The organism is Tardiphaga sp. 862_B3_N4_1, from assembly GCF_051811085.1.
GTDB lineage: Bacteria > Pseudomonadota > Alphaproteobacteria > Rhizobiales > Xanthobacteraceae > Tardiphaga > Tardiphaga robiniae.
Genome location: NZ_JBPWQB010000001.1, coordinates 1,934,344 through 1,948,760, shown reverse-complemented (window position 1 = coordinate 1,948,760; position 14,417 = coordinate 1,934,344). Strand labels below are relative to the sequence as shown.

The window sequence follows — 14,417 nt, the reverse complement described above, 5'->3', positions numbered from 1 at the left end:
GCCCTACTCCGCCGCGACCAGATGCGCGGGATCGAGGATGCCCTGATCATCGAGCGTGGCCTTGCGGCTGAACTCTTCGATGCGGCGTTCGATCTCCGGGCGGAAGGCGCGGATCAGGCCCTGCACCGGCCACGCGGCGGCATCGCCGAGTGCGCAGATGGTGTGGCCTTCAACCTGCTTGGTGACTTCGAGCAGCATGTCGATCTCGCGCTTGTGAGCGCGGCCTTCGACCATGCGGCTCAGCACGCGCCACATCCAGCCGGTGCCTTCACGGCACGGCGTGCACTGGCCGCAACTCTCATGCTTGAAGAAGTAGCTGATGCGGGCAATCGCTGCGACGACATCGGTGGACTTGTCCATGACGATGACGCCGGCGGTGCCGAACGACGACTTCACCGCGCGGGTGCCGTCGAAATCCATGATGAGTTCTTCGCAATCCGCAGCCGGGATCAGCGGGCACGATGCGCCGCCCGGGATGATCGCGAGCAGATTGCCCCAACCGCCACGAATGCCGCCGCCGTGCTTCTCGATCAGTTCACGGAACGGAATGCTCATGGCGTCTTCAACGACGCAGGGCGTGTTGACGTGGCCGGAGATGCCGTAAAGCTTGGTGCCGACATTGTTCGGACGGCCGATCGAGGCGAACCACGCCGCGCCGCGGCGCAGGATGTCCGGCGCAACGGCGATCGACTCGACGTTGTTCACCGTGGTCGGGCAGCCGTAGAGACCGACATTGGCCGGGAATGGCGGCTTCAGGCGCGGCTGGCCCTTCTTGCCTTCGAGGCTTTCGAGCAGCGCGGTCTCTTCGCCGCAGATATAGGCGCCGGCACCGTGCGCGACATAGAGGTCGAACGGGAAGCCGTGAATGTTGTTCTTGCCGATCAGATTGGCCTCATAGGCCTGATCGATCGCCGCCTGCAGATGTTCGCGCTCCCGAATGAATTCGCCGCGCACATAGATGTAGCCGACATGAGCGCCCATGGCGCAGCCGGCGATCAGACAGCCTTCGACCAGCGTATGCGGATCGTGCCGCATGATCTCGCGGTCCTTGCAGGTGCCGGGCTCGGACTCGTCGGCATTGACGACGAGATAGCTCGGGCGGCCGTCGGCATTGTCCTTCGGCATGAAGGACCACTTCATGCCGGTCGGGAAACCTGCACCGCCGCGGCCACGCAGGCCCGACGCCTTCATCTCGTTGACGATCCAGTCGCGGCCCTTGTCGATGATGGCTTTGGTGCCATCCCAGCCGCCGCGGCGGCGTGCGCCGGCGAGGCCCCAGTCGTCGAGGCCGTAGAGATTGCGGAAGATGCGGTCGTTGTCGTCGAGCATGGCTTCCTCGATCAGCGATTGGATTGCTTGTAGGCGAGCATCGCGGCGCAACCGCCGAACACAACGGCCCACAACAGACTGGATTCAAGCGTGGCGTTCAAAAAGAAACGCTGCAGCGAGAAAATGAACGCAGCTGCGACCATCGTATGCAGTGCGATGTAGAGCCACTTGTTCATTGCCGCGTCCCCCGACTGCGTTGCAAATTTCATCGACAGTGCGCGCGTCATTTCTTCGGCTCCTTCGGAGTCTTCGGCTCCTTGGGAGCGCCAGCTTTCGGCGGATTAGCCTTGGTCGCATCAGCCGCTGGCGGCTTCGGCGCCGGGCGCTCCTGCACATTGGCCGACTCGGTCTGCTTCTTCGGCTCGGCATCGGCGAGCGCGGGTTCCTTCGGCATATCCAGAACCTTGGTGTAACTGGCGGCGCCACCGCTCGTCATCACGCGCGCGCCGCCTTCGGGCGCCGCAAACTGACGGCCGATCTGCGAACCCGGCTTCGGCGGCGTGCCGGCAGCGAAACCGTCGATCAGCTTGTTCATGCTCTCTTTGGTGAGGTCTTCGTAGGTGTCGCTCCAGATCATCGCCATCGGGGCGTTGACGCAGGCGCCGAGGCACTCGACCTCTTCCCACGAGAAGTCGCCATCTGCGGACAGATGGAACGGGTCGTGATGGATGCGATGCTGACAGACGTCGATCAGATCGCCGGCGCCGCGCAGCATGCAAGGCGTGGTGCCGCAGACCTGAATATGAGCCTTCTTGCCGACCGGCTGCAACTGAAACTGGGTATAGAAGGTCGCGACTTCGAGCACGCGGATATATGGCATTTCCAGCATGTCGGCGACGACGCGGATCGCGGCTTCCGACACCCAGCCAGCCTGCTGTTCCTGCGCACGCCACAGGATCGCGATCACGGCGGATGCCTGACGACCGGGCGGATAATGCGTGATCTGCTCTTTCGCCCACGCCAGATTCTCAGGCGTGAATTCAAACGAAGCGGGCTGAACTTCTTTCGGAGCCAAACGGCGGACGGACATGTCTAGTCTCTCAATGAGTGCGGCGCGCCGCGCTCGCATTCAGGCTGTTGATGCGGTCGAGCCAGAACGCACTCGATGTGCCAAACACGTTGTAGCCAACATGTGTGGACACCTTGATGCGATCGAGGATCGACAACTCGGTCACGGTTTCGAAACGGTTGGTGGCGGGATCATGCACGATCAGCTTGAGCGGCGTTTGATCCAGGATAAAGCGTGAGACGGTGTGATACGGGTCATTGCCGTGCTCTTCACACATGATGACCGAGTCGCCCTGCAGCAATCGTGCGCCGCCCTTGATAGCCTCGATCTCGACGCCTTCGACGTCGAGCTTGATCAGATATTTGCCGGACATCGACACCTTGCCGTCGTCGAGCAGATTGTCGAGCGAGATCACCGGCACTTCCTCGCCGCCGGCATTGGGATCGCCGGCGATGCTGAAAGCTTCGTGCTTGGTGCCCGACAGATGCGCCGTACCACGCTGCGAGCCGATCGCGCATTTGATGACGTCGAACCGGTCACCATTGATCCTGGCGTTAGTAGCGAGCTTGGCGAAATTGTCGAACGACGGCTCGATCGCAATCGCCTTGTGCGAGCCGAACGGCCCGCTCGACACCAGCACCGACCAGTATCCGTAATTCGCGCCGCAATCGAGCAGCGTGTAATCGACATCGATCGAGTTCCGGAACAACACCTCAAGCTCGTCTTCATAGGAGAACGTGCGGTTGAGCAACTTGCTCCAGTAGCCATCGCCGAACGGGAATGCGAACAGCGCATCCGCATTCAGCTTCACCACGAGATCGCGCGCCGGCAGCACAGTCCTGCGCATCAGATTGGCGCACATGTTGTAGCCGCGATGCGAGAACGACGACGAGATCTTCGAGCCAACCACCAGCGCACAGGCCATCGCACGTTCCCAGAGATTCACGCTCTGGAGAACGCCGGACGCCCGGTCAAACTGTATGGGAGGCGTCAGCGTCACCGATCGACCTCTCCGAACACGATGTCGAGCGAACCGAGAATGGCGGAGACGTCGGCGAGCAGATGGCCGCGGCACATGAAATCCATGGCCTGCAGATGAGCAAAGCCCGGCGCGCGGATCTTGCACTTGTACGGCTTGTTGCTGCCGTCGGAGACGAGATAGACGCCGAACTCGCCCTTCGGCGCTTCGACGGCAGCATAGACTTCGCCTTCCGGCACACGAAAACCTTCGGTGTAGAGCTTGAAGTGATGGATCAGCGATTCCATCGAACGCTTCATCTCGCCGCGACGCGGCGGGAAAATCTTGTTGTCTTCGACCGCAACGGCGCCCTGCCCGTCCGGCGCGCGCATCTTGGCGATGCACTGCTTCATGATCTTGGTCGACTGTCGCATCTCTTCGACACGAATACAGTAACGATCGTAGCAGTCACCGTTCTTGCCGATCGGAACGTCGAAGTCCATTTCGGCGTAGCATTCATAAGGCTGCGACTTGCGCAAATCCCATGCAGCGCCCGAGCCGCGCACCATCACGCCGGAGAAGCCCCACTTCCAGGCGTCTTCCAGCGACACCACGCCGATATCGACGTTACGCTGTTTGAAAATACGATTGCCGGTGAGCAGCGTTTCGAGATCGTCGAGCACCTGCGGGAAGGCATCGCACCAGGCATCGATATCGTTGATCAGCTTGGGCGGCAGATCCTGATGTACGCCGCCGATGCGGAAGAACGCGGCATGCATGCGCGAGCCCGAGGCGCGCTCATAGAACACCATCAGTTTTTCGCGCTCTTCGAAGCCCCACAGCGGCGGGGTCAGCGCGCCGACGTCCATCGCCTGCGTGGTGATGTTGAGAAGATGCGACAGGATGCGGCCGATTTCGGAATACAGCACGCGGATCAACTGGCCGCGGCGCGGCACGGTGACGCCGAGCAGCTTTTCGGCGGCCAGACAGAATGCGTGTTCCTGGTTCATCGGCGCGACGTAATCGAGCCGGTCGAAATACGGGATCGCCTGCAGATAGGTCTTCTGCTCGATCAGCTTCTCGGTGCCGCGGTGAAGCAGGCCGATATGCGGATCGACGCGCTCGACGACTTCACCGTCGAGTTCCAGCACAAGGCGGAGCACGCCGTGCGCGGCCGGATGCTGCGGTCCGAAGTTGATCGTGAAATTGCGAACGTTGGGTTGTTCGGTCATGGCTTGACCTCTGCCTTCTCGTCACCCGGCAGCACGGGATAATCCGCGCCTTCCCAAGGCGAGAGGAAATCGAATTTGCGGAATTCCTGGTTGAGCCGGACCGGCTCGTACACCACCCGCTTCTCCTGGTCGTCGTAGCGAACCTCGACGAAGCCAGTGAGCGGGAAGTCCTTGCGCAGCGGATGGCCGTCGAAACCGTAATCGGTCAGCAGCCGGCGCATGTCGGGATGGCCGACAAAGATCACGCCATAGAGGTCATAGGCTTCGCGCTCGAACCAGTCAGCGCCGGGAAACACCGAAATGATCGACGGCACCTGAGTTGTTTCGGATGCCAGACCTTTCAGACGGATGCGGGTGTTCAATGTCGGCGACATCAGATGATAGACGACGTCGAAGCGCTTCTCGCGCCCCGGGTAATCCACAGCCGTCGCATCGGTGAAATTGACGAAGCGGCAGCGCGGATCGTCACGCAGGAACTGCGCGACCTCGACGATCCTCGATGTTTCCACCGCGATCGTCAGCTGGCCAAACGCCACCTCATGCGCGAGTGCGGCACCCGGCAGGGCGCCGACAATCGTCTGACCCAGTGTGTCGAGCCTCACATCGTCCATGACAAAGCCTTAAGCGTTCGCGAGTCTTAGCGTTCAATCGTGCCGGTGCGGCGGATCTTCTTCTGCAGCAGCAGCACGCCGTAGAGAAGCGCTTCTGCGGTGGGCGGGCAGCCCGGGACATAAATGTCGATCGGCACGATACGGTCGCAGCCCCGAACCACCGAATACGAGTAGTGATAGTAGCCGCCGCCATTGGCGCAGGAGCCCATCGAGATGACGTAACGCGGCTCCGGCATCTGGTCATAAACCTTGCGCAGCGCCGGGGCCATCTTGTTGGTCAGCGTGCCGGCGACGATCATCACGTCGGACTGACGCGGCGACGCGCGCGGCGCGAAACCGAAGCGCTCGACGTCGTAACGCGGCATCGACACCTGCATCATCTCGACCGCACAGCAGGCGAGACCGAAGGTCATCCACATCAGCGAGCCGGTGCGCGCCCAGGTGATCAGATCGTCGGTCGCAGCAACGAAGAAGCCCTTGTCGGACAGCTCGGCATTGACCTCGAGAAAATACGGATCGTTCGCGCCGACCGGCTTGCCGGTGGACGGATCGATGATGCCTTTTGGCGCCTGCGCGATGGCGGGAGCCGAGGCAATGACTGGGCTCAATCCCATTCGAGCGCGCCTTTCTTCCATTCGTAGGCGAAACCGATGGTGAGCACGCCAAGAAACACGATCATCGACCAGAAGCCGGTTGCGCCAAGCTTGCCGAAGGCCACTGCCCACGGAAACAGAAAGGCGACTTCCAGATCGAAGATGATGAAGAGAATCGCCACCAGATAGAACCGCACATCGAACTTCATGCGCGCATCGTCAAAAGCGTTGAATCCGCATTCATAGGCGGACAGCTTTTCCGGATCTGGCTGCTGGTAGGCGACGAGAAATGGCGCGATCAGCAAGGCCAGACCGATGACGGATGCGATGCCGATAAAGACCACAAGTGGGAGATAATTATGCAAGATGCCGTTCATCGGCGAGCCTTACTCCTGCGGCCCTGACTTTGCCACAGATTCGAACATTGGAATGGTTCTGAGGCTTAGCGCAGCGCAACAAGCCATGCAAGACAAGGGATGTTGACAGTTTTATGCCCTGCCATGCGCGGCGCGACGATTGAAACGCAACCTTGCCGATGCATCGCCGGCTGCGACAAACCTCCCGCAGATTCTCAAAAAATCCGGCATGACTTCTCAACCGCCGGGACCGTCAAACCTCGCCCGTCGGCGGGGCGGACCTGACGTTCCTTCCCTGCCACAACATGCCATCCAATTCGGCGCGTTTCCGTACCAGCAGCAACTCCGCGGCGGCGTTGTCCATGCCCGCCTGTCGCAACAGGCGGATCGCCGCGCCGAGCTCGGCGATCTGCGCCCGCAATGTGATGATCCTGAGTTGCGGCGGCTCGCTCACGCCGGACATGCCAGCGCCTCACGTTCCGCAATGAGCGCCAGCAGGTCGGCCTGCATCCGCCGCAGGCGCATGGAGGCATTGGCACAGTCCAGCCCGGCATTGGTCAGCAGCCGGATATCCGACTGCACCCCTTTCATCTGGTAGCGCAGCCGGGCGATTCTGAAATTCAGGTTGGCAAGCTTGGTCATTTGCGATATAGAACAAAAAGAGAACAAATTGACAAGCCATTGTTTCGACCCAGATCGGATTTTTGGAGGTTCCCATGACCCTTGCTTTGAAGGCCCTGGCTTTGAAGACCCCGGCTTTGAACGCCCGCGGTGAGATCGTCGTCCCCGCGATTGCCGCATCGGTATCGTCGTATGAGAGCCTGCCGGATCGCCTCTCCGGCCCGATGACCCGCGGCCAGGCGCTGACGCTGAAATCGCTGGCGATCGAGGCCTATCAGCCCAAACAATTCGAAAAGGACCTGACGCGCGCTGAAGCCGCGCGGCGAATCGAGGCGCTGAAGCAGGAAATCGCGCTCGCAGATTCGTTCTGAGCGCTGGCACGTCAAATGCCGCGCGAGACGTCTGCAACTCTATAGTTCTCTTGAAGAAACTTGTTGGGACAACCGCGGATGGACCTGAATCCCGCCATTCCCGATGGAATGGCGCGAGAGACGGGACTCGAACCCGCGACCTCTGCCGTGACAGGGCAGCGCTCTAACCAACTGAGCTACTCCCGCGTGGATCGTCTGCAATCCCGCAGTGGGGCTGGACATAAAGGGACGTCCTTTTGAAGTCAAGGACGTTGCAGAACCATTCCGGGGGACATCACAAGAAGGCGTCGTTGCAGGCTTGCGAGAAGGCCATTTTAAGGCCGGAAATGCAAATAAGCCCCTGTTTGCAGGCAAAACAGCGGGGCGGCATCGCTCCGAATCGTTTAAGCCCTGCTGCGTCACAGGTTTAAGACAGACCACCAACGAGAAGGGCCAGATTCATGGCAAAAGCTGCAACCACCACCGCCGCGAAAGCGGCCACTCCTCCCACCATCACGCTGAAGCATCTCGCCGCGGCCCTGGCTGAAGATCACGAGCTGTCGAAGAAGAAGGCCGAAGAAATCCTCGGTGACATGGTGGAGCGCATCACCAACCACCTCAAGAATGGCGAGCGTATCCGCATCGTCGGCCTTGGCATCCTTCAGGTCCGCAAGCGCGCCGCCCGCATGGGTCGCAACCCGGCGACCGGCGAGCAGATCGAGATCGCGGCCAGCAAGAAGGTCGCGTTCCGGCCGGCCAAGGAACTCAAGGAAGCCGTCTGATCGACCGCTTGAACTTCTCATTCCGGGCCGCGTCCTCGTGACGGCCCGGAATGAAACTTCTAAGCTGTGAGGACTTCTGCAATCAGATGGTGACCTTTGACAGCAACTCTCCCCTTCGATTTCGCCCATGACGTGACTGCGTGCTTCCTGCGCTATGTGGTGATCGACACCCAGTCCGACCCCGCCTCCCCCACCTGCCCATCGACCGAAAAGCAGAAGGATCTCGGCCGCGTACTCGCGCAGGAGCTGCGGGACCTGGGGCTCAGGGACGCGCATCTCGACGAGCATGGCTATGTCTATGCGACGATCCCCGCGACATCGGACAAGAAAGTGCCGGTGATATGCTTCTGCTCGCATATGGACACTTCGCCCGACTGCAGTGGCAAGGACGTCAAACCGCAGATCGTCAAGAACTATCGGGGCGGCGATATCGTGCTGCCGGTGGACACAACGCAGGTCATCCGCGTCGCCGACAATCCGGCGCTGAAGGACCAGATCGGCCATGACATCATCACCACCGACGGCACCACTTTGCTGGGTGCCGATAACAAGGCTGGCCTTGCCGAGATCATGGACGCGGCACGTTTCCTGGTTGCCAATCCACAGATCAAGCACGGCACCATCAAGATCCTGTTCACGCCCGATGAAGAGATCGGCCGCGGCGTGGACAAGGTCGACCTGACAAAGCTGGGCGCCGACTTCGCCTACACCATGGATGGCGAGACCGCCGGCTATGTCGAAGACGAGACTTTCTCGGCCGACGGTGCCGTCATCACCATCGAAGGCGTCAGCGCGCATCCCGGCTTTGCCAAGGGCAAGATGGAGCACGCCATCAAGATCGCCGCCGCAATCGTCGAGCGACTGCCGAAAGACACCTGTTCGCCTGAGACCACCGACGGCAAGCAAGGCTTCCTGCATCCGATCGGCATTTCTGGCGCGCTTGAAAAAGCGACGCTCAGTCTGATCGTGCGCGACTTCACAGATGACGGCCTTGCCGAGAAGGAAACGCTGCTGCAATCCATCGTCGACGACGTGATGACGGCCTATCCGCATTCGACGGCGACACTCGAAATCAAGCAGCAATACCGCAACATGAAGCAGGTGATCGACCGCTATCCGCAGATGGTCGAATACGCCGTGGAAGCGATCCAGCGCGCCGGGCTCAAACCCGTCCGCAGCAGCATCCGCGGCGGCACCGACGGATCGCGGCTGTCCTTCATGGGCCTGCCCTGCCCCAATATCTTCGCCGGCGAACACGCCTTCCATGGCCGTACCGAATGGGTCAGCGTTCAGGACATGGAAAAAGCCGTGCAGACCATCGTGCATCTCGCGATGATCTGGGAAGAAAGGGCGTAGTGGTAACAAAGAACCATTCGCGGCACAAAGCAGCGAGGGACGGGCGTTCCGGCAGTGACGGAACGGTGTATAGTTGTACTGTCAATCGAATGGCGAATTGCGCGCCGTGACGGCGACGATATCCTCCCCAGTACATATTATAAATTATAACAAGAATAATTTCCCAAAAACATAGCTCCATTTCAGCTGATATGCAGGCGCGCCATGGGGTCATTCAAAGGCAAGCATTTTCAGACCGCGTTGTCGGCCATCGAAAGCATTGCCAATGCCGCCTCCATGTCTGCGGTTGGCGATGTCGTGGCCGCTACGGCCAAATCGTTCGGCTACAACCACATCTGCTTTCTGGCCTCGACCGGCGTCAACCAACCGTTCGAAGATCGCGTGTTGCTGAAAGTATGGCCCAAGCCATGGGCCGAACAATATAGCGCGTCCAATTTCTATGCCTCGGATCCCGTTGCGCCGCGGATCCGCCGGCAACCCGAGCTGTTCACCTGGTCCGACATCCGGCTCGATGAGGTCAGCCCGATATCACGGACCATCATGGAGATCGCGTCTGTCGATTACGGATTGAAGTTCGGCCTCTGCGCACCGGTGCACGGCATGAACGGCTATCAGGCCGGCCTCTCGCTGGCAGGCTACGAAGTCGAAAATACCGAGGACGCGCACGGCGCCATCGAGCTCGTCACGATGTATGCGTTCAACCGCTTTGCAACGCTTCGCTCTCATCAGCGTGCGAAGTTGATCGCCCTCACCTTGCGGGAGCGCGAGGTCGTCAGCTGGGTCGCTGCCGGAAAGACCGCCTGGGATACGAGCGTCATTCTCGGTATCTCCGAGGATACGGTGAACAAGACTGTCACCGCTGCCATGCACAAGTTGAATGCGCATACGCGCGCGCAGGCCGTGGCCGAAGCGATCACACAAGGACTGATCGCTTTCTGAATTGTCAATCCCCTGCCCACGGAATATCGCGACCAAACTCATCATGAGAACCCTCCACGCAGACGAGCGTGGAGAGCTTTTTATGATCGAGGTCATTCACAGCGGTAATGCTGGGCAGTTCGGCGATCTCCTGGACAAGCAATTTCGGTTACGGCACGAGGTCTTTGTCGGAGAGCGCGGCTGGACCGCCTTCGATGTCGATGGCGAGCACGAGAAAGACCAGTATGACGATGATGCCGCCGTCTATCTGGTCGCGGCCGACGACGCAGGCACTGTCGCAGGCGGCTTCCGGCTCTATCCAACCGTCTTGCCTCACATGCTCAGCGAGAATTTTGCGCAGCTTGTCGATGGCGCGCTGATCCAGCGCCGCGATGTGTTCGAGCTGACACGCTTTGCCATGCGCAAATCCGAACGCCGCAGCCATCACTATTTCGAACTGCTGCTCGCGATTCAGGAATATGGCCTGATGGAAGGCCTGTCCGGTTTCACCTCGGTCATCAATCCCTTGCGCATCCCGATTCTTCAGGGCTTCGGACTGGAGATCGAGCCGCTGGGATTGCCAGCCATGATCGATGGCGAGGCCACCATCGCCGTGCTGTTTCATGTTAGCGAAAAGTGTCTCGCTCGCGTCAGCAAGAGTGTCGCCATCAAAGACAGCGTCTTTGCACTGCCTCAGACATCCCGGCGGATCGCCTGATGCCGATGTCCCCCAATCAGTTCCAGGTCATTCAGGGCGGCAAGGACAGCGACGAGCTGATCGTCACAATGCTGCAAGCTTTGCGGCTGGCGAACGCATGCGGGTCCGAGACGACCTATGATCTGCTGCGCATGGCGCTGTTGAACGAAGGCGTTCAGCTCGCCAAGGTGCTGGCGGCGCGCTAGGCGAAACACCTGAGGGCGAGATCGGAATATCCGCGCGGGAACGCCTTGCCGCGACGGAGTGCTGGCGTTAAAGAGAGGCCGTGAGGGTGATTGCCCGAGGGCGGCTAGCTCAGCTGGTTAGAGCATCTCGTTTACACCGAGAGGGTCGGGAGTTCGAATCTCTCGCCGCCTACCACCACCTCCATGGGCCGCTATGGATCGTTCGATCCCTTCGGCCGCGCTGGTAGTTCCGCAAGATCATGAATCCAGGACGCGGCTGACCGGCACCAGATCTGTCGTCGTGGCGGCAGCTCGGCGCGCTGGCGGATACTGCCCCAGCGAATACCCCACTCGTTATCCTCAGCCGCCTCGCCACTGGCGAATATCGGCGTGCCGCAGTCCCCGCAAAAATGCTGCAGCCGGTTGAGACCGTTGTCGCCGCGCTTGACGTAGACCTTCGGCGCGCCGCCCGTCATCTCGATCGTGTCGGCCGGCGTCAGCACCGTGACGCGATAGGCCGAGCCGGTCATGGTCTGGCAATCCGTGCAATGGCAGATCGACACCCGCTGGGGATCGATTGTCGCGCGATAGCTGATGAAGCCGCAGTGGCATTGGCCGTCGATCTGCATCGCGCCTTCCTTCGCTACGTCTTTGCCCGCCGCCATGATGCCACAAAAAAACGGCGCCCCGAAGGGCGCCGCTGATTGCTATCGAGGATGTCGGCCTTAGTGAGCCGTCAGGCCGCTGCCGGCCTCTTCCGCGCCGTCGGCCTTCACCGGCAGCTTGGTGTCCTCTTCCCAGACGATCGCCTTCGGTGCCCGCACCAGGGCGTTGGCGATCACCTCGTCCATCCGGGCGACCGGGATGATATTCAGCCCGCCCTTGATGGCGTCGGAGATCTCGGTGAGGTCCTTGGCATTGTCCTCGGGGATCAGCACCGTCTTGATGCCGCCGCGGGCCGCTGCCAACAGCTTCTCCTTCAGACCACCGATCGGCAGGATCCTGCCGCGCAGCGTGATCTCGCCGGTCATGGCGACATCGTGACGGATCGGAATGCCCGTGAGCACGGACACGATCGTCGTCGCCATCGCCACGCCTGCGGACGGACCGTCCTTCGGCGTTGCACCCTCGGGCACGTGGACGTGGATGTCGCGCCGCTCGAACAGCGGCGGCTCGATCCCGAAGTTGATCGCACGCGAGCGGACGTAGGATGCCGCCGCCGAGATCGATTCCTTCATCACGTCACGCAGGTTGCCGGTAACAGTCATGCGGCCCTTGCCGGGCATCATGACGCCTTCAATGGTGAGCAATTCACCACCGACATCCGTCCATGCCAGACCGGTGACGACACCGACCTGATCGTCGCTCTCGATCTCGCCGTAGCGATACTTGGGCACGCCCAGGAACTCTTCGAGATTCTTCTCGGTGACCTTCACCACCTTCTTCTTCGAGAGCATCAGCTCCTTCACGGCCTTGCGGGCCAGTGTGGAGAGCTCGCGCTCCAGATTACGCACGCCCGCTTCGCGGGTGTAGCGGCGGATCATCAAGAGCAAGGCGTCGTCGTCGATCGACCATTCCTTGGCATCCAGACCGTGCTTCGAGAGCGCGATCGGAATGAGATGCTTGCGGGCGATCTCGACCTTCTCGTTCTCCGTGTAGCCGGCGATCCGGATGATCTCCATACGATCCATCAGCGGGCCCGGAATATTCAGGGTGTTCGCCGTGGTGATGAACATCACGTTCGACAGATCGTAGTCGACCTCCAGATAGTGATCGGCAAAGGTGCCGTTCTGCTCGGGGTCGAGGACCTCAAGCAGAGCCGACGACGGATCGCCGCGGAAATCGGCGCCCATTTTGTCGATCTCATCCAGCAGGAAGAGCGGATTCGTCGTCTTGGCCTTGCGCATCGACTGGATGATCTTGCCGGGCATCGAACCGATATAGGTCCGGCGATGTCCGCGAATCTCCGCCTCGTCACGCACGCCGCCGAGCGACACGCGCACGAACTCACGTCCGGTCGCCTTCGCGATCGACTTGCCGAGCGAGGTCTTGCCGACGCCGGGAGGACCGACGAGGCACAGGATCGGCCCGCTCAGCTTGTTGGCGCGGGTCTGCACCGCGAGATACTCGACGATGCGGTCCTTGACCTTCTCGAGCCCGTAGTGATCGTCGTCCAGCACGGCCTGCGCCGCGGCGAGGTCCTTCTTGACCTTGGACTTCTTGCCCCACGGAATCGACAGCAGCCAATCGAGATAGTTGCGCACGACGGTCGCTTCCGCGGACATCGGCGACATCTGGCGCAGCTTCTTCAGCTCATGCTGTGCCTTCTCGCGGGCTTCCTTCGACAGCTTGGTCTTGGCGATCTTCTCTTCGATGTCGGCCAGCTCGTCGCGACCTTCGTCGTCGCCGAGCTCCTTCTGGATCGCCTTCATCTGCTCGTTGAGATAATACTCGCGCTGGGTCTTCTCCATCTGGCGCTTGACGCGCGAGCGGATGCGCTTCTCGACCTGCAGCACCGAGATCTCGCTCTCCATCAGGCCGAGCACCTTCTCCAGGCGCGCGGTGACGGACAACGTTTCCAGGATGCCCTGGCGATCCGCGATCTTGACGGCGAGATGCGACGCGACCGTGTCGCCGAGCTTGGCGAAGTCAGTGATCGCCTGCACGACACCGACGACTTCGGCGGAGATCTTCTTGTTGAGCTTCACATAGCTCTCGAAGTCCGAGACCACCGAACGCGACAGCGCTTCCGCCTCGACGCTCTTGGCATCGGTATCGGCCAGCGCGACCGCCGTCGCTTCGTAATATTCGGTGCGATCGGAATACTTCTCGACCTTGGCGCGCTCGAGCCCTTCCACCAGCACCTTCACGGTGCCGTCGGGAAGCTTCAAAAGCTGCAGCACGCTGGCGAGCGTACCGATCTCGTAAATCGAGTCCGGCGATGGATCATCGTCCGACGCATTCTTCTGCGTGGCGAGCATGATGAGCGCATCATTCTTCATCACCTCTTCGAGCGCGCGGATCGATTTCTCGCGGCCAACGAAGAGAGGCACGATCATGTGCGGGAAGACGACAATGTCGCGCAGCGGCAACACCGGATAGGAGTGGCTTTCGCCGTGAACAATGGTTGGCCGGGGTTTGGAGGCAGTCATGGCCCATTCCTTTTGCTGTGCCCCCTTGCAAGCAGTCCGCCCGATGGCGCAACCGCACAAGGTGCCGATTTTCCGTCTTTGCTCGGCCGTCTCAGGCTCTACGTGTCCGGATCGTTATGGCGAATCTTGAGGGAGATTTTGTGTTCGCCGAGAGCATTAGGTGGCTATGGGCCGGGGGGGTGTCAAGTCGCGGAAATACCCATGAACAAGGGCGGTTTACAGAGCGTAGCAGCAATAAAATAGGCGGCTGCCGATCACCGGCAGCCGC

Annotated in this window: 18 protein-coding genes and 2 tRNA genes; 7 read left to right on the top strand and 13 right to left on the bottom strand. The window is 60.8% G+C overall.

Annotated features, from left to right (window positions below; translation table 11 throughout):
- Positions 1-3: 3 nt before the first annotated feature.
- From nuoF to AB8B02_RS09055, 10 genes are all read right to left on the bottom strand, one after another.
- The gene (gene nuoF / locus AB8B02_RS09100; RefSeq protein WP_439063762.1) at positions 4-1,329 is read right to left on the bottom strand and encodes an NADH-quinone oxidoreductase subunit NuoF; all 1,326 of its coding nucleotides are present in this window, start codon (positions 1,327-1,329) and stop codon (positions 4-6) included.
- 11 nt (positions 1,330-1,340) lie between these two features.
- On the bottom strand, positions 1,341-1,556 hold the full coding sequence (locus tag AB8B02_RS09095; RefSeq protein WP_439063761.1) for a hypothetical protein: 216 nt from the start codon (positions 1,554-1,556) through the stop codon (positions 1,341-1,343).
- Positions 1,553-2,359, bottom strand: coding sequence for an NADH-quinone oxidoreductase subunit NuoE (gene nuoE / locus AB8B02_RS09090; protein ID WP_231080814.1), 807 nt, complete (start codon positions 2,357-2,359; stop codon positions 1,553-1,555). The genes AB8B02_RS09095 and nuoE overlap by 4 nt, the downstream gene beginning before the upstream one ends.
- A gap of 10 nt (positions 2,360-2,369) precedes the next feature.
- Positions 2,370-3,338, bottom strand: a complete 969-nt coding sequence (locus AB8B02_RS09085) for an FkbM family methyltransferase (protein ID WP_439063760.1) — start codon at positions 3,336-3,338, stop codon at positions 2,370-2,372.
- Positions 3,335-4,528, bottom strand: coding sequence for an NADH-quinone oxidoreductase subunit D (locus tag AB8B02_RS09080; protein WP_089264562.1), 1,194 nt, complete (start codon positions 4,526-4,528; stop codon positions 3,335-3,337). Before AB8B02_RS09080 ends, AB8B02_RS09085 begins: the two co-directional genes overlap by 4 nt.
- Positions 4,525-5,139: an NADH-quinone oxidoreductase subunit C gene (locus AB8B02_RS09075; RefSeq protein ID WP_439058211.1), complete on the bottom strand. Its 615-nt coding sequence runs from the start codon at positions 5,137-5,139 to the stop codon at positions 4,525-4,527. Before AB8B02_RS09075 ends, AB8B02_RS09080 begins: the two co-directional genes overlap by 4 nt.
- Before the next feature lie 26 nt (positions 5,140-5,165).
- On the bottom strand, positions 5,166-5,753 hold the full coding sequence (locus tag AB8B02_RS09070; protein ID WP_089264564.1) for a NuoB/complex I 20 kDa subunit family protein: 588 nt from the start codon (positions 5,751-5,753) through the stop codon (positions 5,166-5,168).
- The gene (locus AB8B02_RS09065) at positions 5,744-6,109 is read right to left on the bottom strand and encodes an NADH-quinone oxidoreductase subunit A (RefSeq protein ID WP_068730894.1); all 366 of its coding nucleotides are present in this window, start codon (positions 6,107-6,109) and stop codon (positions 5,744-5,746) included. Before AB8B02_RS09065 ends, AB8B02_RS09070 begins: the two co-directional genes overlap by 10 nt.
- 232 nt (positions 6,110-6,341) lie before the next feature.
- Positions 6,342-6,551, bottom strand: coding sequence for a hypothetical protein (locus tag AB8B02_RS09060; protein ID WP_439063759.1), 210 nt, complete (start codon positions 6,549-6,551; stop codon positions 6,342-6,344).
- Positions 6,539-6,730: a hypothetical protein gene (locus AB8B02_RS09055; protein WP_320443975.1), complete on the bottom strand. Its 192-nt coding sequence runs from the start codon at positions 6,728-6,730 to the stop codon at positions 6,539-6,541. The genes AB8B02_RS09060 and AB8B02_RS09055 overlap by 13 nt, the downstream gene beginning before the upstream one ends.
- Positions 6,731-6,804: 74 nt before the next feature.
- Between AB8B02_RS09055 and AB8B02_RS09050 the strand changes: the two genes are divergently transcribed.
- Positions 6,805-7,080, top strand: coding sequence for a DUF3072 domain-containing protein (locus AB8B02_RS09050; protein WP_439063758.1), 276 nt, complete (start codon positions 6,805-6,807; stop codon positions 7,078-7,080).
- Between the two features lie 109 nt (positions 7,081-7,189).
- Here AB8B02_RS09050 and AB8B02_RS09045 read toward each other — a convergent pair.
- Positions 7,190-7,266 (bottom strand) — tRNA-Asp (locus AB8B02_RS09045).
- A 254-nt stretch (positions 7,267-7,520) separates the two neighbouring features.
- On the opposite strand from AB8B02_RS09045, the gene AB8B02_RS09040 reads away from it, so the two are divergent.
- The 6 genes from AB8B02_RS09040 to AB8B02_RS09015 all read left to right on the top strand — a co-directional run bounded on the left by AB8B02_RS09040 (position 7,521) and on the right by AB8B02_RS09015 (position 11,193).
- A complete protein-coding gene (locus tag AB8B02_RS09040; RefSeq protein WP_068730898.1) occupies positions 7,521-7,841 on the top strand; it encodes an HU family DNA-binding protein in 321 nt (106 codons plus the stop codon).
- Positions 7,842-7,937: 96 nt separating this feature from the next.
- Positions 7,938-9,197 carry a peptidase T gene (gene pepT / locus AB8B02_RS09035; protein ID WP_439063757.1) on the top strand — a complete coding sequence of 420 codons (1,260 nt, stop codon included), beginning with the start codon at positions 7,938-7,940 and terminating at the stop codon, positions 9,195-9,197.
- Between the two features lie 204 nt (positions 9,198-9,401).
- The gene (locus tag AB8B02_RS09030) at positions 9,402-10,136 is read left to right on the top strand and encodes a helix-turn-helix transcriptional regulator (RefSeq protein ID WP_089264570.1); all 735 of its coding nucleotides are present in this window, start codon (positions 9,402-9,404) and stop codon (positions 10,134-10,136) included.
- A gap of 82 nt (positions 10,137-10,218) precedes the next feature.
- Complete coding sequence (locus AB8B02_RS09025) at positions 10,219-10,833, top strand: acyl-homoserine-lactone synthase (protein ID WP_158596803.1); 615 nt, start codon at positions 10,219-10,221, stop codon at positions 10,831-10,833.
- A complete protein-coding gene (locus AB8B02_RS09020) occupies positions 10,833-11,018 on the top strand; it encodes a hypothetical protein (protein ID WP_089264572.1) in 186 nt (61 codons plus the stop codon). Before AB8B02_RS09025 ends, AB8B02_RS09020 begins: the two co-directional genes overlap by 1 nt.
- 98 nt (positions 11,019-11,116) lie before the next feature.
- Positions 11,117-11,193: transfer RNA gene (locus AB8B02_RS09015), tRNA-Val, on the top strand.
- A gap of 16 nt (positions 11,194-11,209) precedes the next feature.
- Here the strand turns inward: AB8B02_RS09015 and AB8B02_RS09010 are convergent.
- On the bottom strand, positions 11,210-11,626 hold the full coding sequence (locus AB8B02_RS09010) for a GFA family protein (protein WP_439064615.1): 417 nt from the start codon (positions 11,624-11,626) through the stop codon (positions 11,210-11,212).
- Between the two features lie 96 nt (positions 11,627-11,722).
- Complete coding sequence (gene lon / locus AB8B02_RS09005; protein WP_093758782.1) at positions 11,723-14,149, bottom strand: endopeptidase La; 2,427 nt, start codon at positions 14,147-14,149, stop codon at positions 11,723-11,725.
- Positions 14,150-14,417 lie beyond the last annotated feature (268 nt).